This is a genomic window from Reyranella sp. GW821-FHT12G01 (genome assembly GCF_058806575.1).
In genome coordinates this window covers 1,050,077-1,072,035 of record NZ_JBXAPV010000002.1, presented here as the reverse complement: position 1 = coordinate 1,072,035, position 21,959 = coordinate 1,050,077, and the positions used below count along the sequence as shown (strand labels likewise).

The following is a 21,959-nucleotide window of genomic DNA, read 5'->3' as shown; positions in this document are numbered from 1 at the left end:
GGCCCTTCGGGCCTCCTCAGGATGAGGAGGGGGTCGGGTGAGGCGAAGTCGAACGACTTTCAGTTCTTCTCCAGCCCGTCCCTGATCAGACCCCAGCGCATCGTCGTGCGGACCTCGATGGGGCGCAGGATGAGGCGGTCCATGGCCAGCCAGACGAGGCCGATGGTCAGCATGCCGACCACGATGCGCGGCGACTGGAAGTATTGCTGGGCGTTGAAGATCGCGTAGCCGAGGCCGTCGGTGCTGGCGATCATCTCGCCGCCGACCAGCGAGCGGAAGCCGAAGGCGATGCCGAGGCGAATGCCGGTCATCAGGTTCGGGAGCGTCGCGGGGAAGATCACGTGCTTCACCACGGCGACCTTGCCGGCGCCCAGCGTCTGCACCGCCTCGATCAGCACCGGCTGCACCATGCGGATGCCGGTCAGCAGGTTGTGCAGCAGCGGGAAGAAGATCGACATCACGATGATGAACAGCACCGCGCCTTGCCCCAGCCCGAACCACAGGATGGCAAAGGGGATCCAGGCGAGGCCGGGGATGGCCTGCAGCAGGTTGACCAGCGGATCGAAGAAGTTGCGCGTGACCCGGCTCAATCCCATCAGGTAGCCGAGAGGGATGGCGATCACGCAGCTGATGACGAAGCCCAGCAGCAGGCTTTTGAGGCTGACCCACAGGTTGACCAGCAGCACGCCGGAGCGCGTGTCGTCGATGAACGCGGTGACGACTTGCATCGGCGAGGGGAAGAGGACCGGCGGCCAGATCTGCGCCGAGAACAGCGCCTGCCAGACCGCGATGCCGACGACGAAGGGCACGATCTCGTGCGGGAAGAAGCTGCGCCAGTCGCGGCGCTTCCGGGTGGCGGGGCTGGCGATGCTCATGCGTGAGCCCTCGCAGCTCCGTTGACGGGACCATTCGAATGGATGCTCTGCGTGAGCTGGTCGCGGTAGGCGTTGAAGCGCGGATCGCGCACCACGTCGTCCCACTTGCGCGGGCGCGGCAGGTCGATCGCGAGGTCGGCGACGATGCGGCCGGGCCTTCCCGAGAGGGCGACCACGCGATCCGACAGGAACACCGCTTCCTCGATGGCGTGGGTGATGAACAGGACCGTCGTGCGCTCGTGCGCGGTGATGGCGGTCAGCTCCTCCTGCAGGCGCTGGCGCGTCATCGCGTCGACGGCGGCGAAAGGCTCGTCCATCAGCAGCACCGTCGGATTGTTGGCGAGCACCCGCGCCACGGCGGCGCGCTGGCGCATGCCACCCGAAAGCTGGTGCGGATACTTCTTCTCAAAGCCGGAGAGGCCGACCAAGTCGATGAAGCGCTGGGTGATCTGCTGGCGCTTGCTCTTCTCCATGCCCTTCAGACGCAGGCCGAACTCGACGTTGGCTTCCGTCGTCTTCCACGGCAGCAGCGCATATTCCTGGAACACCATGCCGCGATCGGCGCCGGGTCCCGTCACCTTCGATCCCGAGACGAGGATCTCGCCCGAGGTCGGCCTGTCGAGGCCGGCGACGATACGCAGGAACGTCGACTTGCCGCAGCCCGAGGGGCCGATCACCGAGACGAATTCGTGGGCGCGCACGGCCAGCGAGAGGCCCTGCAGCGCCACGACATTGTCCTGCGCGACCGTGTCGAAGTAGGTCTTCGACACGTCCTTGGCGACGAGGATGTCGGTCATGTCCAGCCGCTACTCGAGCAGCTTGGGATACTTGGCCTTCACCTCGGCCGTGATCTTGTTCAGCGCGCCGAGATGGTCGGCCGGCTTCACCGGGGCAGGGATCAGCTTCTCCGCCGCGAGATAGTCCGACGTGGTCTGCAGCGACTTGGCGGTGAACTCGTCGATCAGCGGGCTGTAGTCCAGCACCTTGAACGAGACTTCCACGATGCGCGGCTCGACCTTCAGGAACTCCGCTTCGATGGCGGCGGCTTCCTTCGGGTTCTTGCGAACCCACTGCTGCGATTCCCAGACCGCGGCGACGGCATCGACCATCTTGCCCGGGTTGGCGGCCGCCCACTTGTCGGTGATGAGGAAGAGACCGCCGCCCTGCACGTACTTGCCCATGCGCATCAGCAGCACGCCCTGACCCGCCATCTTCTCCTCGGTGAGGGTCAGGAAGGGTTCGAGCCCCGCCATCGCATCGACCGCACCCGAGATCAGCATCTGGCCCATGTTGCCGTAGTTGGCATTGACCCGCATGACCGAGTCGCGCGTCAGGCCCGCATCCTGGATGATCTGGTTCAGGCCTTGCGCCGGCGCCGTGCCCTGCGGGACGGCGACCTTCTTGCCCTTGAGGTCCTTCGGCGAAGCGATGTTGGCTTCCTTGCGCACCAGGATGCCGTAGGAATCGCCGCCCTTGGCGTACATCGCATAGGCCTTGAACGGCAGGCCGGTGGCCCAGCCCACGACCGTTGATTCGACGCCGCCGCCCGACCAATCGACCTGTCCGGCGGCCAGCGCCTGGTTGGCCTGCACGCCGGTGGCGAGCGGCAGCACTTCGACGTCGAAGCCGTACTTGGCGTAGATGCCCTGCTTCACGCCGACATAGAACGCCGCCTGCGAGGCGGTGGTCAGGATGCCGAAGCGCACCTTGATCTTGTCCTGCGCCGAGGCGGCGCTGGCCATCAACAAAGCACCGGAGACCATGATCGCGGTGCCTATCGCCTTCTTCAGTCGTCCCATCGTTTCCTCCAGTTATTGTCGGCTCTTTTTATGGGACGGCGCTTGGCCTCAGGGGCGTACGCCGTATTTTGCTTTTGGCCCCAGCGTCGTGCGCAGCCGTGCCTGGGCGGCGTCGATGAAGCGGCAGAGGTAGGCGCGCGTCTCGCGCGGATCGATGATTTCCTCGACCCCGAAGGCTTCGGCGGTGCGGAAGGGCGAGGCCATGGAGCGCAATTCGTCCTCGATCTCGCGCTCGCGCGCCTTGGGATCGGCGGCGCCGGCGATCTCGCGGCGGAAGGCGGCGGCGACACCGCCCTCGATCGGCAGCGAGCCCCATTCGGCCGACGGCCAGGCGATCTTGAGGTCGAGCCCGTTCTTGTCGGTCGTGCCCATGCCGGCCATGCCGTAGCACTTCCGGATGACGACCGTGTACATCGGCACGGTGGCCTGTAAGCCCACATAGACCGCGCGCATGCCCTCGCGCAGCGTCGCGGCGGCCTCGGCGTCGCGGCCGACCATGAAGCCCGGCACGTCGACGAGGAACACCAGCGGGATGTGGAAGCAGTCGCAGAGCTCCACGAAGTGGATCTGCTTGCGCGCCGCCTTCACGTCCATGGCGCCGCCATAGACCATCGGGTTGTTGGCGATGACGCCGACGACCTTGCCGTTCATGCGCGCCAGCACGGTGATCAGGCCCTTGCCGTAGGTCGGCTGGATCTCGAACACCGAGCCGCGGTCGACGACATGCTCGATCAGCTTGCGCATGTTGTAGGGCCGGCGGCGGTCGCGCGGCACGATCGAGAGCAGCTCCTCGTCGCGGCGATCCACCGGATCGGTGCAGGCGACCTCGGGCGGCATCTCCCAGACGTTCTGCGGCATGTAGGAGAGGAAGCGCTTCACTTGGGCGAAGCAGTTCTCTTCCGTGTCGACCCTATTGTCGATCGTGCCGGCGAGATCGACCGCGACCTGCGGCCCGCCCAGCTCTTCCTTGGTGAGCTTCTGTCCCAGCGACCGCTCGACCACGGGCGGCCCGGCGGCGAAGACCTGGCTGATCCCGTCGACCATGACAGACCAGTGCGAAAGGATGGCGCGTCCGGCAGGGCCGCCGGCCGCGGTGCCGAGCACGGCGCACACGACCGGGACCTTCCCCAAAAGCTCGACGGAGCGTTCGAAGCCGTAGACGCCGGGGAACACTGCGTGCCCGCGCTTGTTGATCGAGGTCACGCTGCCGCCGGCGCCGTCGATCAGGTTCACGAGAGGGATGCGATAGCTCGCGGCGAGATCCTCGACGAAGCCGCCCTGGCCGCCTTTCTTGCGATCGCCCGACCAGCTCGCGCCGCCGCGAATGGTGAAATCCTCGCCGCCAACCGCGACGGGACGTCCGTCGATGCTGGCGAGGCCCATCACATAGGGGGCGGGCTGCACGCCGGTGACGTTGGGGCCGTCATACTTTCCATGACCGGTGAGCGTGCCGACTTCCTGGAACGAGCCTTGGTCGACCAGACCGGCAACGCGCTCGCGGATGGTGAGACGGCCGCGCTCGCGATGGCGCGCCACGGCTTCCTCGCCGCCCAGCGCCTTCGCGTAGGTGCGGCGGCGGCGCAGTTCCTCGACCTCCGGGCCCCAATCCTTCGGAGGGGGAGCAACCTGCACCGCCGCCTTCTCGTTCGCGTCGCCGCTCACCTTCGCGGTCACTTCGAGAGCACGGCCACGACCTGGCCCTCGTTGACCGCCTCGGCTTCGGCGACCGTGAATTTCTCGACCTTGCCGCCATCCTCGGCGATCACCGGGATCTCCATCTTCATCGATTCGAGGATCATCAGCGTGCCGCCTGGTTCGACCGTCTCGCCGACCGCGGTGATGATCTTCCATACCGAGCCCGACACTTCCGCCTTGATCTGGATCGTCGCCATTTGTCTGTCTCCTAGAAGCTGGTCGGCCAGGCACGCATCAAATGCTCGCCGACGCCGTTGGTGAGGCGCTGGCGGTGCACGTCGAGCATGCGGATGAGGTAGTCGCGGGTCTCGTGCGGCTGGATGACGGACTGCACGGCGTAGATCGCCGCGATGCCCCAGGCCTCGTTGTCCTTGTTCATCTGCGCGAAGGCCTTGTCGAAGCCAGGCTCGCCCGGCGACAGGCCGTGCACGATCTTCACCGCGAAGGTCGGGTCCATGAAGCTCACCTCGGCGCTCGGCCAGGCTGCCACCTCGTCGGAGTTCCGTCCGCCGCCCATGTTGAGATAGGCCTGGCCGTAGCTCTTGCGCAGGATGATCGAGATCTTCGGCACGGTGCAGAGCTGTAGCGCCTGCATGAAGTTCATGATCTTGCCGGGTGCACGCCGGCGCTCGGCCTCGATGCCGATCGAGAAGCCGGGATTGTCGACCAGCATCACGATCGGGATGTTGAAGCTGTCGCACAGCACCAGGAAGCTGGTGATTTTTTCGCAGGCGTCGGTGTCCATCGCCCCGCCGCGCGCCATCGGATTGTTGGCGACGATGCCGACAGTGCGGCCATCGAGGCGGGCGAGGCCGGTCACCGCCACCTTGGCGAAGCGCGGCTTCAGCTCGAAGAAGGAGCCGGCATCGACGAAGGCGCGGACGATGGCGCGCACGTCATAGACCTGCGTGCGCCGTTCCGGCAGCAGCTTGGCGATGTTGGCCATGTTGGCGCCGGAGCCCTCGGGCACCGGATGGACCGGCGGCGCTTCCTTGTGATGGCTCGGCAGGTAGGAGAGGAAGGTGCGGATCGCTTGCAGCGCTTCCTCGTCGGTCTCTGCGACGTAGTCGGCGAAGCCCGTCACCTCGGCATGGACCTGCCAGCCGCCCATCTCCTGCGGATCGACTTCTTCCTTGATGGCGAGCGAGGCGAGTTGCGCGCTCGACACCGCCAGCACCGCGCCCTTGCGCAGCACGCAGAAGTCCGAGAGCACGGCGTACCAGGAGGAGGAGCCGTAGGAGAGGCCGAGCGTCGCCGACGCCCACGGCGTCTCGCGCATGCGGGCATATTGCGTCGGGTCGTTGCCCAGCAGCGCGCCCATGCCGCGCGCGCCCATATGGTCGGGCATGCGCGCGCCGGAGGACTCACCCAGAAACACCATCGGCAGGCCGCGGCTGGTGGCGACCCTCTTCATGTGGCCGATCTTGCGGCCGTTGGTGGCGCCGGAAGAGGCGCCCATCACGGTGAAGTCGTTGGCGACGACGGCACATTCGCGACCGTCGATCTTGCCGAAGCCCGCGACCTTGCCGTCGGCCGGCGAGCGGTCGTGATCCTCGGGCCGGCTGCCCGAAGTGCCGAACAGGCCGGACTCAATGAAGGTGCCGGCGTCGACCAGCTTGGTCACGCGCTCGCGCGCGTTGAGCACGCCGGCAGCGGCGCGGCGTGCCAGCTTCTCCGGCCCGCCCATGGCCTCGGCCTTGGCCTTCTTCTCGGCGTAGATCTCGCTCATCGTCTCCATCAGTTCGAGCTCCCGGTTGAGATCACGCCGCTTTTCGTCAGTTCGTCGATGCGTGCGGTGTCGAGGCCCAGCACGTCGCTCAGCACGCTGCGCGAATCCTGGCCGACGTCGCGGCCGGCATGGCGCACCACGCCGGGCGTGTCCGACAGGCGCGGCACGACGCCCGCCATGGCGACTTCGCCCATGTGTTCGTCGGGCGCGTTCACGATGGCGTTGCGGGCGCGATAGTGCGGATCGTTGAAGATGTCGGCGACGGTGAAGATGCGCGTCGCCGGCACCTGCGCCTTGTGCAGGATCGTCTCGATCTCCTCGAGTTTCAGCTTGCCCGTCCATTCCGAGACGATGGCGTCGAGCGCCTCGTGCTGCGCGTTGCGCTCGATCGCGCCGGCGAAGCGCGGGTCCTTCGCCAGCTCCGGCTGCCCCATCGCCTCGACCAGGCGGCGGAACAGATTGTCGGCCATCGCGGTGATGTGGATGTAGGTGCCGTCGGCGGTCGGGTAAAGATTGTTGGGCGTGGAGCCGATCAGGCGCGAGCCGGTGCGCTCCGGCACGAAACCCAATTTGTCGTAGGCCGGGATCCACACTTCCATGAAGTTGAACGCGCTCTCGAACAGCGTCGCGTCGATGCACTGGCCGCGCCCGGTTTTGTCGCGCGCCATCAGCGCCATCACCGCACCGTAGGCGCCATGAAGTCCGGCGATATAGTCGGTCATCGAGACGCCGACCCTCGACGGTGCGCGGTCGGGATCGCCGGTGAGATGGCGCAGGCCACTGACGGCCTCGCAGACCACGCCGTAGCCGGGGCGGCGCGAGTAGGGGCCGTCCTGGCCGAAGCCCGAGATTCGCACCATGACGAGGCGCGGGTTGAGCTTCGACAGGTCCTCCCAGCCGAGGCCCCATTTCTCCAGGGTGCCGGGTTTGAAGTTCTCGACCACGACGTCGACCTTGGCGGCGAGGTCACGGATCAGCGCGCGGCCTTCCTCGCTGTGCAAGTCGATCGAGACCAGCTTCTTGTTGCGGAAGATGCTGGCGGCATAGAGCGAGCGGCCCTCGAACTGCTTGCCCATGGTGCGCACGGGATCGCCGTCGGCGGGCTCGACCTTGATCACCTCGGCGCCGAAGTCGGCCAGCATGCGGCCGCAGAAGGGGCCGGCCACGGTCGAGCCGATCTCGAGCACGCGATAGCCGGCGAGGGGACCCTGTCGCTGCTCGGTCTGTTGCTCGCTCACGCAGGATCGCCTTTCACAACACGTATTTCTGGAAACGCCGCAGGGATTCCTTGGCGTTCTGGAGATTGATGCGCTTCAGTCGTTCGGCGGCCTCGCCGTCGCCCTTGCGCATCGCCGCCACCACGGCGCGATGCTCGGACAGGCCTTCCTTGGCGCGACCGGGCAGGATCACGATGCGCCGGATCACGACGTTGGTCTTTTCGTAGATGCTGTCGAGCATGCGCGCGGCCACGGGATTGCGCGCCCATTCGATGATGCGGCGGCGGAAGCGCTCGTAGACGACGATAAAGGCGTCGAAGTCGCGATTGGCCACGAACCCGTCCATCGGTTCGCCGAACAGTTCGACGAATTCGTCCCAGGTCTCGGGCGGCGCGTTCTCGGTGGCGAGGCGCACGCACAATCCTTCGAGCACCGCGCGCACGTCGTAGAGATGGAAGACGTGATCCAATTCGAGCCGCGAAACCACGGCGCCGCGATTGGGGATGCGATCGATCAGGCCGCGGCTTTCGAGGACACCCAGCACTTCGCGGATGCGCGTGCGCGGCACGGCGAACTCGGCGGCAAGCTCCTGCTCGCCGAGCTTGGCGCCGGGCGCCACGTCCTGCCGCGCGATACGCTCGCGCAGCACCTGGACGATGTCCTGGACCGAGGAGGCGGTGCTGCTCTTGCGCGCGCGCGTCTTCGCCCTGGTCTTTAGGGTGACAACTCTGCCCGACATTTTTATCCGGCCTTTTGTTTCCTTCCCGTTGCGATTGGATACTCGGGTAGTAGTCGAGTCAACAAACTTGTTGCCAATCTTGTTGGCAGGAAGCCGGCTGCCGGAATGCGCTGCCGGAATTCAGCCCGAAAAAGAAAATACGGTTTGCCCAAGCGTCGCACGAAGCGGTGTAAGAAGAAGAGAAGAGTAAGAGTTGAGGGAGGAAAGAATAATGAAACGCCGCCATCTGCTGGGGTCCGCCGCGGCCCTAGCCCTCGCTCCTGCGCTTGCGCCGTCGATCGCGCGCGCCCAGGCCTTCCCCGACAAGCCGATCCGCTTCGTCGTGCCTTATGCACCCGGCGGCGCCACCGATACGTCGGCGCGCATTGCTGCGGAGTATCTCACCGAGAAGCTCGGCCAGCAGGTGCTGGTCGACAACAAGCAGGGCGGCGGGACGATCATCGGCACCGAGATCGTCGCCAAGGCCAAGCCCGATGGCTACACGCTCCTGCTGGCGCCGGCGCCGATCGCGACCAACACCTCGTTCGGCCTGAAGCTGCCGTACGATCCGGTGAAGGAGCTGACGCCGGTCGGCAGCTATGTCGACATGCCGCTGCTGCTCGCCGCCAACAAGGACGCGCCCTACAAGACGGTCGCCGAGCTGATCGACTATGCGAAGAAGCAGTCGCAGCCCGTCACCTTCGCCTCGGCCGGCAACGCCAGCATGCCACATCTCTGGGGCGAGCAGTTCGCGACCGAGACCGGCATCAAGCTCGAGCATATCGGCTACAAGGGCAGCGCCGATGCGCTGAAGGACGTGCTGGGCGGACACGTAAAACTGTTCTCCGACACGCTGCTGCCCTCGGGCCTTGCGGTGAAGGACGGACGTTTGCGCGGCCTGGTCGTCGCCGCGAAGCAGCGCGTGCCGATGCTGCCCGACGTGCCGACGGTGGCGGAAGCCGGGCTGCCGCCGGATCTTACCGGCGCGGTGTTCTTCGGCGTGATGGCGCCCGCCGGCACGCCCGAGCCGATCATCGCCAAGCTCAATGCCGCCTTCAACGAAGTGCTCACCAATCCGGTGACGTCGAAGAAGCTGATCGACCTCGGCTTCGTCCTGGTCGGCGGCACCGCGGCCGACTACGGCAAGCGCCTCGCCGCCGAGACCGTGAAATGGCGCAAGGTCATCAAGGACGCGAACATCGCGCCACCTGCGTAGGCCGAGCGAAGCTCGGCCTACGAGAAGCGTCAGGACATCGCAAAGCGATGTCCGGGAGCGCCGTTGGAAGAACGATCACGCGAAGCTCATGACCCCTCCGTCGGCGTAAGACGCGGTGCGCAAGTGGAGCCGCCTCGCCCAAGTCGATTACGACTTGGGCGAACCGCCTAAAAAGCAGAAGATATTCCCCGTCTTGTTCGCGCAAATGTGGCTGCGGCCGTCGGGGGCGAGTTCCCTCAGCACGACCTTCGGCGGCACCTGGACCCAGCGGCCGTCGAGCAACGCGTACCAGTTGCCGTCGTCTTTCTGATAGGCGCGTGTCGGGCGGCAATCGCCCTCGACGCCGTTGATCGTGCCGTTGCAGCACGAGGCATTGCTGCCCGGCTGTTTCAGCTTCTCGTACCAGTCGTGACTCTGAGCATGGCCGTCGCCGTGATGACCGTCCTGCGCCATCGCCGCAGGATTAACGAACGCCGCCAGCACCGCGGCGATCAGCAAGGGACGTGGCATGAGGGCCGCCACCTTTCGCTGTGTCGGCCGAGCCGGCAACGTATTCGAGGCGACGTGCCGTCGCTCAGCCTGAACCGTTGCGCGGAGTGTACATCATCCGCAGGCCGGCGACGATGGGGATGAAGTCGGGATCGTCGGCCGACAGCAATCCGTGACGCACGAAGAAGTCTATCAACACAAGATTGCAGTTGTATTTGAACTCGGTGGTATCGCGCACCGTGTCGAACACGCGTTGCACCGGCCACAGCTCGAACGAATGGACCTCGCCGTCGTTTGCGCGCGGTGTGAAGTCCTGAGGCAGTTCGAGGTCGAAGCACGGCATCACGTCCGGCTTGAGCTGCTGGCCCGACTGGTTCCAGTAGCCGACGACGCTGACGGCCTTCGCCTGTTGCGCCAGCTCGGGCGGGATCGACGCTTCCTCACCGCACTCCTTCACGAGGTTCTCGTGCAGGCCGAGGCCAGCCGGCTGGCCACCCGCCACCGTGTTGTCGAGCTGGCCCGGAAAGGTCGGCTTCTCGTAGGAGCGGCGCGGCACCCAGATGTGCAGGCCGTCGGGACGGCGCACGAAGCCGGTCATGTGCGGACCGCCGGCGCGCACGCCGAACCACGGCACGGCCGAACGCTCCATCTCCATCAATAGCGGCGTGCCTTCGTGCGGTGCCACCGCGTAATTCTCCTCGCGCCACAGGCCCTTGAAGTAGCCGCGCTCGCGCAAGGAGAGCAGGAAGGCGCGCACCTCGGCGGTGCGCCTGTCGGGCGTGTCGAGACGCGGATCGAGATGCCATGCACCCTCGCGGCGCTCGAACAGGCCAGAGCCCTGCACGGCATCGGCTGCGAAGTCGCGATGCACGAAGCCGGCGCGATGCGGGCCGATGAACCACGGCTCGAACTGCGCGAGGTCGGCGTTGTTGCAACGGGCGATATGGTCGAGGAAGGACATGGGCCGTGGAGATAGCATAGAGTGCGGCCGATGACCGAAGACGAACTTCAGACGCTGCTCGAAAAGACCCTGCCGGCCGCCGATCTCCACGGCGTGTTCGTCGAGGAATGCCAGGATCAGGACGTGCGCCTGCGCTTTTCACCGGCCGCCGGCGCGGAGTGGACGACGGCGGCGCTGCTGTCGCTCGTCGACACGTCGCTGCGCGCGGCGGCGGGACTCGATGCGGGCATCTCCCATCTCAACGTCACGGTGCTGCGGCCCGCGCAGGTCGCCGACGTGCTTGCGCTGTCCCGTGTCCTCCGCCGCGACGGCGAAACCGTCCACGCCGAGACCTGGCTGTTCAGCCACGCCGTCGTTGAGCCGATGCTGCACGCCACAGCGACGCTGCTCAAAACGCCTTAGCCACCGTGAAGCGCACGGCCAGCGGTTCGACGGGATGGAAGTGGCGGCCAGCGACGCCGTCGGGGCCTTCGTTGGGCAGGCGCGACGTATAGTAATAGTCGATCTGGCTGGCCTGCGTGTTGAAGATGTTGAAGCCGTCGAGCTGCAGCTTCAGCCCGTTGTCGAACACGTAGCCCACGCGCGCGTTGAAGATCGAGGTCGGGTCCGAATAGACGCTGCCATCCTCGACCAGCGGACGGGCGCCGAAGTAGCGCCAGCGCACCGCGCCGAACCAGCCTCTGTCGGCGCCGAGCGTGATGCCGGCCGAGGCGATGAAGCCCGGCGCGCCGGGAATGAAGTCGCCTGCCGGATCGGGATTGGTGAAACGGGCCTGGGTGTAGGCGAGGTCGAGATCGAGCAGCGCCCACGGCACCGGCCGGTACTGGTTCGTCCACTCGAAGCCGACGCGGCGGCTGGGGCGACTGGCCTCGGTCGTGCCGGCGTCGCCCACGAACAGCAGCTCCGAATCGTAGTCGAGCACGAACACCGCGAACGCGGAGTCCAGCCCCTTGATCGCCTGCGTGCGCACGCCGACTTCCGCGCCGCGCGAGCGCACCAGCAGCGGCACCGAGGCGACCGGCGTCGTCTTGTCGTTGGGATCAACGGTGATGGTGACGCCGCGCAAATCGTTGCTGTGATAGCCGAGGCCCGCATTCAGGAAGAACTCGGTTTTCTGGAACGGGCCGAAGATGAGGCTGGCTTTGGGGCTGGCGAGGAAGGCCGAGGCGTTGCCGGAGTTGGCCGCCGTATCCGATGCGACGGTGCCCATGAACCAGTCGCCGCGAATGCCCAGGATCGAGCGCAGCCAGTCGGTCCATTGCAGCGTGTTCTTGGCGTAGACCGCGAGGCTGGTCTCGTTCACCTGGTCGTAGCGGATCGTGTTGAACGCCGTGCGCTGCTGGGTGTTGAACAGGCCGACGCCGATATTGTCGTAGCGGATCTGCGTGCCGACCGTGGTCTCCGACGCGAAACCCGCCAGCGAATGGCGCATCAGGTGGCTGGCGTTCAGACCCACGATCATGCGCTTGTCGGTCTGCTGGAACTGGTCGCCGTTGTCGGGATTGTCGAGGAAGTAGGTGAAGTTGTTGTAGAGATTCAGGGTCGAATAGATGCCGTAGGCCTCGATCTTCGATGCGGAGCGATCGTCGCTACGGCTCCAGCGCATCGACAGCGAATAGCGCTGGGCGTCGCCGCCGTCGGTCTGGTCGACCGCGCCGTAGCGGCTGAGGCTGCCATCGAGCACGGCGCGCGCCGGAATCTGGTCGGTCGCATGCCAGGAGTTGGTGTAGGCCAGCGCGGTGATGGCGAGCCCGTTGGCGGTGTCGCCTTCGGCGTAGCGCAGGAAGGCGTTGAACTTCTTCAGGTCGTCGCCGACCTGCCACGGGCCGTTGTAGGTCACGATTTCGCCGGCCGCCGTCAGCGTGCCGTTGCCCGCCGCCATCGAGCCGGCCGCGAGCGCGCGCCAGTAGCCGAAGCTGCCGCCGGTCGCCACCACCACGGCATTCTCCAGGCGATTGGCATAAGAGAGGCGCAGCGAGCCCGCCGAAGCGAAGTCGCTCTCCTCGGCATAGTAGGGGCCCTTCTTGACGATCATCTGGTCGACGAGCTCGGGGATCAGGAAGTTCAGGTCGGCATAGCCCTGGCCGTGGCCGTGCGTGCGCATGTTGATCGGCATGCCGTCGAGCCAGATGGCGAGATCGGTGCCATGGTCGAGGTTCATGCCGCGCAGGAAGTACTGGTTGGCCTTTCCTTCGCCGCTGTGCTGCGACACGATCAAACCCGGCACCGCTTCCAGCATTTCGCCGGGACGCGAGATCGGCCGCGTGTTCAGCGTCTCGCCCGAGATGCGGCGTTCGCTGGCCGAATCGGTCGGCTCGGCCTCGAGGATGCGTGGGGCAGTGACGGTGATGGCGGGCATTGCCGTCGACGCGCCGGTATAACCCTGCGTCGTGGGACTGGGCGTGCCTGGCTCGACCGGTCCCTGACCGGGGGCCAAGGGCTGGGTGGCGGGTGATTGAGGCTCTGAGGGGACCTGGGCGAGTGCGGCGGCAGTGCTGGCTATCAGGACGGCAGAGACGAGAAGGGACGTCGTATGCACTATTTATATATTCTGCATACTTCGGCTCGGTGCGGCAAGCGGAGGAATTGAGATGCAGCGTGTCACCCTGTCGGTCGACGACGATCTCCTGGAGACGCTCGATCGGCACATGAAGAAGCACCGCTATGCGAGCCGCTCCGAGGCGCTGCGCGACATCCTGCGCGAGGTCGCGACGCGTGAGACGCTGGCGGAGGAAAAGCCCGGCAAGGAGGAGGGCTTCTGCATCGCGACGCTTGCCTATGTCTACGATCACGAGACCCGCGATCTCGGCCGCCGCCTCACCCAGGCGCAGCACAAGCATCATGATCTGCAGGTCGCGACCCTGCACGTGCATCTCGACCACGATTCATGCCTCGAAGTCTCGGTGCTGCGCGGACCGGTGAAGGCGGTGCGCGCGATGGCCGACGACACGGTGAGCCAGCGCGGCGTGCGCCATGGCCAGCTGCATCTCGTGCCGGCCGAACTCGGCCACAGGCATCACAGCCATGGCGGTCGTAGCGGTGGTGGGCACGGACACGACCATATCCATGCGTAATTCCGCCGGTGTAGTGACAGGTGGCGGTTCGCGGGCCGGTTGACGTAAACTGCCGGCACCGGATCATGATTAGGCAGTGTAGCGAAGGGGATTGGGGGATTTGAGCGACGCGTCTTCCCCCTGGGTTCAGGCGGCGGCCCAGGCGGCTGCCGAAATTCCCAGCCAGTCCGCCCCCGGTACCCCCTGGAAGCCCGATCTGACGCCGAGCCGGCCGGTCTATGACGGGCGGCTGGGCGAGCTCTACGCCATCTACCTGCGCCATCTCGCGCTGATGCTGGTGACCTTCGGCTGGTCGCGCTTCTGGGGCCGCACGCGCATCCGGCGCTATGTCTGGAACCATCTCTCGGTGCTGGGCGATCGCTTCGAGTATCGCGGTCGTGGCCGCGAGCTGATGATCGGCTTCGTGCTGGCGCTGCTGCTGGTCGCGGCCTGGGCCGGGCTGATGTACGTGGTGTGGATCTACGTTTTCCACGAGAAACCGTTCGCCAGCTTCGGACTGTTCGACATCTTCTCGTTGTCGGTCTTCCTGATCGGCTTTCCGCTGGCCTATGTCGGCCACTATGCCGGCCTGCGCTACAAGCTCTCGCGCACGCGCTGGCGCGGCATCCGCTGCGGCATGGCGGGCTCGGCCTGGCGCTACGGTGCCATCGCGACCTTCCTGCATTTCGCCAACGCCTCGATGGCCTACCTGCTGACGCCCGTCGTGTCGGTGAACCTGGCGCGGCCGCGTATCACGAACGCCCGTGTCGGCACCCAGGGCTTCGACTTCGCCGGACGCGCGGGCGACATCTACGGCCGCTACATCGGCTACTACTTCCTGAACATCCTGGCCTGGATCGTCGCGGCCGTCGTCGTCTTCTTCGCCGTCGGCGGCACGCTCAACAGCCTGGGCATCGGCGAGGCCGATTTCTTCAAGCTGTTCTCCCGCCCGAGCCTCAACACCTTCGTCCTGGTGCTGCTCGTCGCGTTCGGCGCCTACATCCTGTTCGGCCTGCTGATCCTGCCGCTGCGCTGCTGGTGGCAAGCCTACCTCATGCGCTACCTCGTGACCCACGCCCGCGCCGGCAACGTGCTGTTCGCCACGGCGCTGTCGACCCGGCAGATGTGGGGCTTCCTGGTGCTGAACTACCTGATCATCCTGCTGACCCTGGGCATCGGCTGGCCGTGGGTGATGCATCGCACGATGAAGCTGATCGCGGGCCAGCTCTGGATCTACGGCGCTCCGCAGGGCGGCGACGTTCGCCAGCCGACCGACCTCGGCCCGACCTATGGCGAGGGCCTTCTGGACATGTTCGACGTGAGCGGGGTCTGACGATGGCCGCGCGCTACTACGACGGCGTGACCGCCGAGGTGCAGGAGGTGATGCTGCGCGTCACCACCAACGAGCTGGTGATCTACCGGCCCGACGATTCCGGCGTCGTGGCGCGCTGGCCGGTCGCCGACATCTCCGTGCTAGGCGATTCGCATCACGAGGCCGTTCCGCCTCTCACCCTGCGCGGCAGCGAGGCGCGGCTGGTGATCGAGGACCCGGCCTGGCGCCAGCAGCTCGTCTCGCTGATGCCGGCGCTGAAGCCGCTGGCGCTGGAGCCGGCGAGGATCGCCCCCCGCCTCGGCGCCTATTCGGTGACGATCGTCGCGCTGGTCGGTCTGTTCTGGAGCGCGGTCGAGTACGGCACCGGCTATGCCGCACCGCTGCTGCCTTACTCGTGGCAGGCGAAACTGGGCGAGACCGTGTTCAGCGAGATGACGGCCGACGCGAAGATGTGCACCGGCAAGGAAGGCCTCGCCGCCCTCAACCGGCTGGCCAACGATCTGGCGAAGGAAGCGGGCTATCCGCACGAGATCACGGTACACGTCGTGAATGGCAAGGAGGTCAACGCCTTCACCCTGCCGGGCGGGATCCTCGTCTTCTTCCGGGGCCTGATCGACGACGCGACCAGTACGCAGGTCGCGGGCGTGCTGGCGCATGAGATCGGCCATGTCGTGCACTTCCATCCGACCAAGGGCGTGGTGCGCGCCTTCGGGATCGACATGCTGATCAAGCTCCTGACCGGCGGTTACTCCGACGTCATGACCACGATCGGCGGTGGCGGCGGTGCGCTGCTGGCCCTGCGCAACGGCCGCGCCTTCGAGCGCGAGGCGGACGAGACCGGCGTGCATCTGCTGGAGCAGCGCGGACTGCGCGCCGACGGCGTCTCGACCTTCTTCGAGAAGATGATGAAGGACAAACCCGACGACGCGGCCACCAAAGCGGGCATCTGGTCGAGCCATCCGCCCACGCAGGAACGAATTACCGCCACCAAGCGCCCGCCGACCGGCAAGCTGCCGTTCACGCCGGCCGAGTGGCAGGCGCTCCGGAACGTCTGCAAATAACCATCACATCAGCCGGTGCGCGTTAGCCTGATCTCGACCTCGCGCTCGACATAGGTCCATTCGACGCTGGCGCGCAGTTCGGCCAGCAGGGCGTCGAAGTCGGCCGCATGTTCGGGCGCGAATTCGAACCAGGTAAGGAAGTCGAACGGCTCGCCGAGGTCGCGCGCATGGTGAAGGCGGCGGGCGATGGCGGGCAGGTATTTCATCGAGAGCGCGATGTGCCGCGACCGATCCTCGAAGATCGCGCGGCGCTCGTCCTGCGCCATCGACCACCAGGCTTCCGACTTCCGGATCGGGATCAGCGCCGCGCAGGTGGCCTCGGCTCGGCCGAGGCCCGCCTGCACGCGGCCCAGCTCCTTCAGCTCCACCGCCGTGGAATAGCGCGGATGGCTGACGACACCGCGCAGGCGCCACGCCGCGTCGGGCAGGTCGGTCATCGCAAGGTGCGTCGCGACCGGGAGACCCGGCCCGGTTACTGAAGAAAGACGCTCGATGCGCCAGGGGCCGGAAGATCCGGCGGAGAAGGTGACGGTGAAGGGCGGCGGCATGGGCCGATCATAGCAAGACGCGCGCCGGGGCATTGGCTATGAACTCGGCATGAGCCCGCACATCGTTCTCGCCACCTCCGCCGACGACCCCTCCATCACCGTGTCGGACCGCCTCTATGCCGATGCGCTGGAGCGGCGCGGCTGTCGCGTGACCGGCGCGGCCTGGGACGGACCACGCGACGCTTTTGCCGGCGTCGATGCGGTCATCCTGCGTTCGACCTGGGGCTATTATCGCGCGCTGGAGGCGTTCCGGGCCTGGACCGAGCATGTCGCGGCGACGGCACGTCTGTTCAATCCCATCGAGCTGGTGCGCTGGAACCTGCGCAAGGATTACGTTGGCAAGCTCGAGGCCGCGGGCGTGCGCGTGCCCAAAAGCTTCGTCGTGCCGTGCGATGCAGACGCCGTCGCGCGGGTGTTCGACGAGACCGGCTGGCAGCGGGCCGTTGTGAAACCGGCCAGTGGCGCCTCGGGCTATTCCGTCGAGCTGTTGCAGCGCGCCACGTTGGCCGCACAGGTCGCGGGCCTCTCCGACGAGGCGCGTGCGGCCGGCGTCGTGGTGCAGGAGTTCCTGCCCGAGATCGCCGAGGGAGAGCTGTCGCTGGTCTATTTCGACGGCGCCTTCAGCCATGCCATCCGCAAGCGCCCGCCGCCCGGAGAGTTCCGTTCGAACTCACGCTACGGCCCGACCCGCACCGCCGAGACGCCGCCCGCGGCCGTGACGCAACAGGGCGCGGCGTGCCTCGCGACCCTGCCCGCGATGCCGCTCTACGCGCGTGTCGACGGCGTCGTGCGTGACGGCCTCCTGATCGTCATCGAGGTCGAGGTGCTGGAGCCGGCGCTGTTCATGGAATTCGATCCGCCCTCGGCCGAGCGCTTCGCCGAGGCGACGATCAAGCGTCTCCATCAAACTCCTCTCCCCCGCTAGGGGGGAGGCTGGGTGAGGGGGCGACGCACCACCTCGATCAACCCCCTCACCTAACCTCTCCCCCTAGCGGGGGAGAGGGACATGAGACTGCAACTCCAGTCGCCGCGTGATGCCGATGGCGTCGAGGAAGGTCTCGTCGTGGCTGACCACGAGGAGTGCGCCGTCGTAGGCACGCAGGCCTGCTTCGACCGCCTCGATCGACTCGATGTCGAGATGGTTGGTCGGCTCGTCGAGGATCAGCAGCGATGGCGGATGCGCACTGCCCAGCACGCAGGCGAGGCCGGCGCGCAGCATCTGGCCGCCACTCAGGCTTTTGACGATCTGCAGGGCCGCATCGGCGCGGAACATGAAGCGGGCCAGGGACGCTCGGCAGGCATTCTCGTCGGCGTCGGGGTTGAGCCGCAGGAAGTTGTCGCGGATCGACAGCACGGGATCGAGCAGGCTCACCTGCTGGTCGAGCATCGCGAAGCCGGTCATCACGCGCACGCTGCCCGACTGCGGCGCGAGCTTGCCGGTGATCAGCGCCAGCAGCGTCGTCTTGCCCGAGCCGTTCGCGCCAGTGATCGCCACACGCTCCGGGCCAGTAAGGGCGAAGGTGAGGCCGTCGATGATCGCACGCCCCGGCTCGTAGCCTGCGCGCACGGTATCGATCCGTAGAACGGTCTTGCCCGCCGGCAGGCCGGTCGAGGGCAGGGAGACCGACAGCGGCTGCAGCACTTCTATGCGCTGGCGCGCAGCGGTGGCGTCCTCGATCGCCTGCGTGCGCCGCCGCTCGGCCAGCCGCGCATTGTCGCCGGACGTGTTCTCGGCGCCGCTTTGCCGGGCGTTGGCGACGATGCGCGGCATGTCGCCCTTGGCGCGCTTGCGCTGGCCGCCGCTGTCCTTGCGCGCCTTGCGTTCGGCCGTGGCTTGCGCCGTCTTCTCGACCGACGCCACGCGTTTCTCCGCGTCGGCGAGATCGTGCCGCGCGGCGGCCAGCTCCAGCGCCTTGCGCTCGCGATAGTGACTCCAGTTGCCGCCATAACGTGTCGCGCCGAGTGAGGTCAGCTCGACGATGGCGTCCATCGTTTCCAGCAGCTCGCGGTCATGGCTGACGACGATCGCGCCGCCGCGCCAGGTCGCCAGCAGGTCGATCACGGCGGCGCGGCCCTCGCGGTCGAGATTGTTGGTCGGCTCGTCGAGCAGGATGAAATCCGGATCGGCAAGGACGAGGGCTGCGATCGCCGCGCGAGTGCGCTGGCCGCCCGACAGCGCCTGCAGAAGCGTTGCCGGCGTCGCGTCGAGCCCGACGCGATCGAGCGCCGCGGCGAGGCGTGCCTCCAGCGTCCAGTCGGCCGAGGACAGTTCGTCGGCGGTGGCGAGACCCTCTTCGGCGCGATGCAACACGTCGAGCACACCGGCGATGCTCATCAGGTCGGCCAGCGTCTCGGTCGGTGCGACCTGCACCGTCTGGCGCAGGACGCCCAGCGTGCCGTTCACCGATACCGATCCGGCATGAGGCGGCAGCGCGCAGGCAATGAGCCGGAGCAGCGTGGTCTTGCCCACGCCGTTGCGCCCGACGAGGCCGGTACGGCCGCCGTCGAAGCTCAGATCTATGTTTGAGAAGAGCGCGCGGCCGTCAGGCGTGGTCGCGGTGAGGCCGGAAAGCGTGATGGAAGGCATGGACATGGATTTCCCTGGTGGCAAGGCGAGCGGGCATTGCAGTCAGGTGGAAATCCATTGCGGTGCACATCCATCTCAGTTTGCGATTAGCGCTAGATAGTCGCTGTTCTTGTCGTGATCAAGGCGCGCCCGTTCGGTGCGCCTTGATCGCCATGTCGCCCTTATCTCGTCGCGCGTGCCGCCGCCGATGCTTCGAGGCCCGGCGGCATCTTGTGCCATTCGCGGTTCTCGCGGGCCTGCTGGTAGCCGTAGTCGTACAGCGCCGTCATGTACGCCTGGTCGAACTCACCCTTCTTCGGCGCGCTGAAATCGTTGCCGATATAGGCGAGGTTGTAGGAGACGCCGTCGCGCTGGGTGACGAAGTAGGTGCGCAGGACGTCGTTCTTGCCACTCGACACCAGCATGGTCTCGATGGCGCGGCCGGCGATCGAGAAGGTGCGACGGTCGCTCGCCGAATAGTTCGGCGCCAGCGGGCCGTTGCGCACGATGTAGGCGTTGCGCTGGCGCTTGGCGCCCTCGCTCTTGAGGTCGATGGTCGGCGGATAGAGGAACAGCTGGGCAATGGCGCCGCCGTCGACATGCATCTCCTGGTACTTCTGCCCGTTCAGCTCGACGTCGATCATCACCGGCTGGAACGCGCCGGGGATCGCCGCCGACGCGCGCAGGATCTTGCGGAACAGATCGAGCGCCTGCGGATGGCCGCTGGCCGCCAGCGCGCCCACGTTCCAGATCACCGGGCGCTGCGCGTCGAGGTCGGTCGTGCCGATCAGCAGCAGGCGGCCTTTGGCATATTCGCGCGCGATGGCGTCGAACATCTTCTGGTCGGCGTAGCTCGCGATCACCTGGGCGAGCGGTCCGGTGTCGGCCATGGCGTCGTCGTACAGCGCCGCCATCAGGCCGCGCATCTTGAAGACCTTCTCCGGCGTCATGGTCGTGTAGACCTCGCGCAAGGCCACGTCGTAGTCGGGGCCGAGGAAGGCGAAGGGCGCGATCAGCGCGCCGGTGCTGACGCCCGTCACCATCTTGAACTCGGGCCGCGTGCCGCTCTCGGTCCAGCCCCTCATCAGGCCGGCGCCGAACGCGCCGTTGTCGCCGCCGCCGGACATCGCGAGATAGTTGGCGGGCGGCAGGCGCGTCGTCGACTTGCCCTCGGCCTTCAGCGTCGCGAGCTCGCGCTCGAACGAGCGCTGGCCTTCCTGGACCATCAGGCTGGCATCGCCATCGGCATAGAAACGCACGTTCGCGATGCCGAGCGGCATGGCCTCGGTCGTGCTGACCGCGGGCACGGCGGTGCCGCGCTCGGGGAACGAGCAGGCGGCGGTCGCCAGCACGAGCGAAAGCGAAGCAGCGGACGCAAGACGATAAAGATTCAAGTGACTCCCCCGGAAAGCATCGATTGTAAGCGGCCGCGCACGAGATCGATATGGGCGCGGAGCGCGAAGAAGAGATCGGAATGTCGCATCGGCAGGACCTTCGACGCGCGGTCGATCCTGTCGAGATCGTTGCGATAGGCCACGAGCCGTTCGGCCGGCAGGTTCGCGCCGATCCCGTGCTCGACGGCGCGCAGTTCGCGATAGAGGCCGAGGATGCGCCGGCGCAGGAACCACAGGTAGAGCTTGGGTGCGTAGCTGAACACCGGAACCAGGATCGCCACGGCGGTCACCAGAATCGCCAGCGCCCGGCGCGCATAATTGGCCAGCCAGAAGGGCAGGTAGCGGTGCAGCAGCGAGGGGCCGTTCTTGTAGAAATCGCTGGCGCTCTCGGCCATCGGGTATTCCGGATCGGCCTGGGTCGGGAACTCGCCGAACTGCTGGAAGACGCCCGGCTCGCTGTTGACCTCGACCAGCGCGCGCGCCAGCAGGCCGATGATCTCGGGATGCACGTCGTCGCGCACCAGCACCGAGCTGGTGGTGCCGATCAGGGTCACGTCGCTGTCGGGAATATTCTGCTCGAAGTCGATGACGCCGCTCGGCAGTTCGAGCCGCGTCAGCACCGGGAAGCGCTTGGTCAGCGCCTTGGCGTGCTTCAGGCTGACGAGGCGCACGCCGGGATCGCGCAGCAGGCTCTGGATCAGCGGCGCTTCGAGCACGTTGCCCAAGATCAGCACGTCGGCCTTGCCGGCGTCGAGCGCCTCGACGGCGGGACGCCCGGCCAGCGGCAGGAAGGTCGAGTTCTGCGGCGTGATGCCGTTGGTCTTCAGGATCTTCGAGACCACCGAGTTGGTGCCGCTCGAATCGGGCCCGACGGCGATGCGCTTGCCCTTGAGCTGGTTGAGGTCGCTGAACGAATCGCTGGCGCGGCAGAAGATGAAGAAGGCGAGGTAGTTGATGCGGCCCAGCGATTCGAGGCCGGGCGCCTGGTTGCTGTTCGACACGCCACCCTGCACGAAGCCGACGGCGACGCCGGACGCCGGGTCCTGCAGGAGCCGCAGGTTCTCGACCGTGCCCTCGGTCGTACGGATGTCGAGCGTGACCTTATGGCGGGCCAGGATCTCGCGATATTTCTGCGCGTAGAACTCGTAGGCGCCGCCCTTCGAGCCGGCGGCGATCGTGATCTTCTTGGGCGGCGCCGGCACGAAATGTTCGAGCGCCATCCAGACGCCGCCCAGAGCGAAGAGGAGCGCGACGCAGGCTGTCAGCAGGCGCTGTCGGCTGAGCGTGAACATGGTGCGGGCCCGC

The 21,959-nt window shown here is 66.7% G+C and carries 21 protein-coding genes; 6 read left to right on the top strand and 15 right to left on the bottom strand.

The window, feature by feature from the left end; all coding sequences use genetic code 11:
* Positions 1-59: 59 nt before the first annotated feature.
* The 8 genes from AC1RP5_RS24635 to AC1RP5_RS24600 are packed head-to-tail and all read right to left on the bottom strand — an operon-like array spanning position 60 to position 8,054.
* Entirely contained in the window at positions 60-875 is an 816-nt protein-coding gene (locus AC1RP5_RS24635; RefSeq protein ID WP_493115095.1) for an ABC transporter permease, read from the bottom strand.
* Positions 872-1,672 (bottom strand): ABC transporter ATP-binding protein, encoded by an 801-nt coding sequence (locus AC1RP5_RS24630; protein ID WP_493115093.1) that lies wholly within the window; start codon positions 1,670-1,672, stop codon positions 872-874. Before AC1RP5_RS24630 ends, AC1RP5_RS24635 begins: the two co-directional genes overlap by 4 nt.
* A 9-nt stretch (positions 1,673-1,681) precedes the next feature.
* The gene (locus AC1RP5_RS24625; protein WP_493115092.1) at positions 1,682-2,674 is read right to left on the bottom strand and encodes an ABC transporter substrate-binding protein; all 993 of its coding nucleotides are present in this window, start codon (positions 2,672-2,674) and stop codon (positions 1,682-1,684) included.
* A gap of 48 nt (positions 2,675-2,722) precedes the next feature.
* On the bottom strand, positions 2,723-4,336 hold the full coding sequence (locus AC1RP5_RS24620) for an acyl-CoA carboxylase subunit beta (RefSeq protein ID WP_493115090.1): 1,614 nt from the start codon (positions 4,334-4,336) through the stop codon (positions 2,723-2,725).
* A gap of 8 nt (positions 4,337-4,344) precedes the next feature.
* The gene (locus AC1RP5_RS24615; protein ID WP_493115088.1) at positions 4,345-4,566 is read right to left on the bottom strand and encodes a biotin/lipoyl-binding carrier protein; all 222 of its coding nucleotides are present in this window, start codon (positions 4,564-4,566) and stop codon (positions 4,345-4,347) included.
* Between the two features lie 11 nt (positions 4,567-4,577).
* Positions 4,578-6,107 (bottom strand): acyl-CoA carboxylase subunit beta, encoded by a 1,530-nt coding sequence (locus tag AC1RP5_RS24610; protein ID WP_493115086.1) that lies wholly within the window; start codon positions 6,105-6,107, stop codon positions 4,578-4,580.
* A complete protein-coding gene (locus AC1RP5_RS24605; RefSeq protein ID WP_493115084.1) occupies positions 6,107-7,336 on the bottom strand; it encodes a CaiB/BaiF CoA transferase family protein in 1,230 nt (409 codons plus the stop codon). Before AC1RP5_RS24605 ends, AC1RP5_RS24610 begins: the two co-directional genes overlap by 1 nt.
* A 13-nt stretch (positions 7,337-7,349) precedes the next feature.
* Positions 7,350-8,054: a GntR family transcriptional regulator gene (locus AC1RP5_RS24600; protein ID WP_493115082.1), complete on the bottom strand. Its 705-nt coding sequence runs from the start codon at positions 8,052-8,054 to the stop codon at positions 7,350-7,352.
* A 211-nt stretch (positions 8,055-8,265) separates the two neighbouring features.
* Here AC1RP5_RS24600 and AC1RP5_RS24595 point away from each other — a divergent pair, with 211 nt between their 5' ends.
* The gene (locus AC1RP5_RS24595; RefSeq protein ID WP_493115080.1) at positions 8,266-9,249 is read left to right on the top strand and encodes a Bug family tripartite tricarboxylate transporter substrate binding protein; all 984 of its coding nucleotides are present in this window, start codon (positions 8,266-8,268) and stop codon (positions 9,247-9,249) included.
* Positions 9,250-9,396: 147 nt separating this feature from the next.
* On the opposite strand, the gene AC1RP5_RS24590 is transcribed toward AC1RP5_RS24595, so the two are convergent.
* Together AC1RP5_RS24590 and AC1RP5_RS24585 are read right to left on the bottom strand one after the other, a co-directional pair.
* Positions 9,397-9,759 (bottom strand): hypothetical protein, encoded by a 363-nt coding sequence (locus AC1RP5_RS24590; RefSeq protein WP_493115079.1) that lies wholly within the window; start codon positions 9,757-9,759, stop codon positions 9,397-9,399.
* 64 nt (positions 9,760-9,823) lie between these two features.
* The gene (locus AC1RP5_RS24585) at positions 9,824-10,699 is read right to left on the bottom strand and encodes a DUF4743 domain-containing protein (RefSeq protein ID WP_493115077.1); all 876 of its coding nucleotides are present in this window, start codon (positions 10,697-10,699) and stop codon (positions 9,824-9,826) included.
* Between the two features lie 30 nt (positions 10,700-10,729).
* On the opposite strand from AC1RP5_RS24585, the gene AC1RP5_RS24580 reads away from it, so the two are divergent.
* On the top strand, positions 10,730-11,101 hold the full coding sequence (locus AC1RP5_RS24580; RefSeq protein ID WP_493115076.1) for a hypothetical protein: 372 nt from the start codon (positions 10,730-10,732) through the stop codon (positions 11,099-11,101).
* Here the strand turns inward: AC1RP5_RS24580 and AC1RP5_RS24575 are convergent.
* Positions 11,088-13,058 (bottom strand): TonB-dependent receptor, encoded by a 1,971-nt coding sequence (locus AC1RP5_RS24575; protein ID WP_493115074.1) that lies wholly within the window; start codon positions 13,056-13,058, stop codon positions 11,088-11,090. The two genes, AC1RP5_RS24580 and AC1RP5_RS24575, sit on opposite strands and share 14 nt — an antisense overlap.
* A 232-nt stretch (positions 13,059-13,290) precedes the next feature.
* On the opposite strand from AC1RP5_RS24575, the gene nikR reads away from it, so the two are divergent.
* The 3 genes from nikR to AC1RP5_RS24560 all read left to right on the top strand — a co-directional run bounded on the left by nikR (position 13,291) and on the right by AC1RP5_RS24560 (position 16,146).
* Complete coding sequence (gene nikR / locus AC1RP5_RS24570) at positions 13,291-13,773, top strand: nickel-responsive transcriptional regulator NikR (protein WP_493115072.1); 483 nt, start codon at positions 13,291-13,293, stop codon at positions 13,771-13,773.
* A gap of 100 nt (positions 13,774-13,873) precedes the next feature.
* Positions 13,874-15,085, top strand: a complete 1,212-nt coding sequence (locus AC1RP5_RS24565; RefSeq protein WP_493115071.1) for a YjgN family protein — start codon at positions 13,874-13,876, stop codon at positions 15,083-15,085.
* Positions 15,086-15,087: 2 nt separating this feature from the next.
* Positions 15,088-16,146: a M48 family metallopeptidase gene (locus AC1RP5_RS24560; RefSeq protein ID WP_493115069.1), complete on the top strand. Its 1,059-nt coding sequence runs from the start codon at positions 15,088-15,090 to the stop codon at positions 16,144-16,146.
* 8 nt (positions 16,147-16,154) lie between these two features.
* On the opposite strand, the gene AC1RP5_RS24555 is transcribed toward AC1RP5_RS24560, so the two are convergent.
* The gene (locus tag AC1RP5_RS24555; protein WP_493115067.1) at positions 16,155-16,694 is read right to left on the bottom strand and encodes a chlorite dismutase family protein; all 540 of its coding nucleotides are present in this window, start codon (positions 16,692-16,694) and stop codon (positions 16,155-16,157) included.
* A 49-nt stretch (positions 16,695-16,743) separates the two neighbouring features.
* Here AC1RP5_RS24555 and AC1RP5_RS24550 point away from each other — a divergent pair, with 49 nt between their 5' ends.
* On the top strand, positions 16,744-17,619 hold the full coding sequence (locus AC1RP5_RS24550; RefSeq protein ID WP_493115066.1) for an ATP-grasp domain-containing protein: 876 nt from the start codon (positions 16,744-16,746) through the stop codon (positions 17,617-17,619).
* Positions 17,620-17,682: 63 nt separating this feature from the next.
* Here AC1RP5_RS24550 and AC1RP5_RS24545 read toward each other — a convergent pair whose 3' ends face one another.
* From AC1RP5_RS24545 to AC1RP5_RS24535, 3 genes are all read right to left on the bottom strand, one after another.
* The gene (locus tag AC1RP5_RS24545; RefSeq protein ID WP_493115064.1) at positions 17,683-19,281 is read right to left on the bottom strand and encodes an ABC-F family ATP-binding cassette domain-containing protein; all 1,599 of its coding nucleotides are present in this window, start codon (positions 19,279-19,281) and stop codon (positions 17,683-17,685) included.
* Positions 19,282-19,442: 161 nt separating this feature from the next.
* Entirely contained in the window at positions 19,443-20,654 is a 1,212-nt protein-coding gene (locus tag AC1RP5_RS24540) for a patatin-like phospholipase family protein (RefSeq protein WP_493115062.1), read from the bottom strand.
* Complete coding sequence (locus AC1RP5_RS24535; RefSeq protein ID WP_493115060.1) at positions 20,651-21,946, bottom strand: TAXI family TRAP transporter solute-binding subunit; 1,296 nt, start codon at positions 21,944-21,946, stop codon at positions 20,651-20,653. The genes AC1RP5_RS24540 and AC1RP5_RS24535 overlap by 4 nt, the downstream gene beginning before the upstream one ends.
* Positions 21,947-21,959: the final 13 nt, after the last annotated feature.

What these genes read in the sequence shown, in the direction of transcription:
- AC1RP5_RS24590 (WP_493115079.1), bottom strand. Translation starts at nt 9,759, where the DNA reads ATGCCACGTCCCTTGCTGATCGCCGCGGTGCTGGCGGCGTTCGTTAAT.
- AC1RP5_RS24635 (WP_493115095.1), bottom strand. Translation starts at nt 875, where the DNA reads ATGAGCATCGCCAGCCCCGCCACCCGGAAGCGCCGCGACTGGCGCAGC.
- AC1RP5_RS24630 (WP_493115093.1), bottom strand. Translation starts at nt 1,672, where the DNA reads ATGACCGACATCCTCGTCGCCAAGGACGTGTCGAAGACCTACTTCGAC.
- AC1RP5_RS24535 (WP_493115060.1), bottom strand. Translation starts at nt 21,946, where the DNA reads ATGTTCACGCTCAGCCGACAGCGCCTGCTGACAGCCTGCGTCGCGCTC.
- AC1RP5_RS24550 (WP_493115066.1), top strand. Translation starts at nt 16,744, where the DNA reads ATGAGCCCGCACATCGTTCTCGCCACCTCCGCCGACGACCCCTCCATC.
- nikR (WP_493115072.1), top strand. Translation starts at nt 13,291, where the DNA reads ATGCAGCGTGTCACCCTGTCGGTCGACGACGATCTCCTGGAGACGCTC.
- AC1RP5_RS24615 (WP_493115088.1), bottom strand. Translation starts at nt 4,566, where the DNA reads ATGGCGACGATCCAGATCAAGGCGGAAGTGTCGGGCTCGGTATGGAAG.
- AC1RP5_RS24580 (WP_493115076.1), top strand. Translation starts at nt 10,730, where the DNA reads ATGACCGAAGACGAACTTCAGACGCTGCTCGAAAAGACCCTGCCGGCC.
- AC1RP5_RS24575 (WP_493115074.1), bottom strand. Translation starts at nt 13,058, where the DNA reads ATGCCCGCCATCACCGTCACTGCCCCACGCATCCTCGAGGCCGAGCCG.
- AC1RP5_RS24585 (WP_493115077.1), bottom strand. Translation starts at nt 10,699, where the DNA reads ATGTCCTTCCTCGACCATATCGCCCGTTGCAACAACGCCGACCTCGCG.
- AC1RP5_RS24545 (WP_493115064.1), bottom strand. Translation starts at nt 19,281, where the DNA reads ATGCCTTCCATCACGCTTTCCGGCCTCACCGCGACCACGCCTGACGGC.
- AC1RP5_RS24595 (WP_493115080.1), top strand. Translation starts at nt 8,266, where the DNA reads ATGAAACGCCGCCATCTGCTGGGGTCCGCCGCGGCCCTAGCCCTCGCT.
- AC1RP5_RS24610 (WP_493115086.1), bottom strand. Translation starts at nt 6,107, where the DNA reads ATGGAGACGATGAGCGAGATCTACGCCGAGAAGAAGGCCAAGGCCGAG.
- AC1RP5_RS24555 (WP_493115067.1), bottom strand. Translation starts at nt 16,694, where the DNA reads ATGCCGCCGCCCTTCACCGTCACCTTCTCCGCCGGATCTTCCGGCCCC.
- AC1RP5_RS24600 (WP_493115082.1), bottom strand. Translation starts at nt 8,054, where the DNA reads ATGTCGGGCAGAGTTGTCACCCTAAAGACCAGGGCGAAGACGCGCGCG.
- AC1RP5_RS24560 (WP_493115069.1), top strand. Translation starts at nt 15,088, where the DNA reads ATGGCCGCGCGCTACTACGACGGCGTGACCGCCGAGGTGCAGGAGGTG.
- AC1RP5_RS24625 (WP_493115092.1), bottom strand. Translation starts at nt 2,674, where the DNA reads ATGGGACGACTGAAGAAGGCGATAGGCACCGCGATCATGGTCTCCGGT.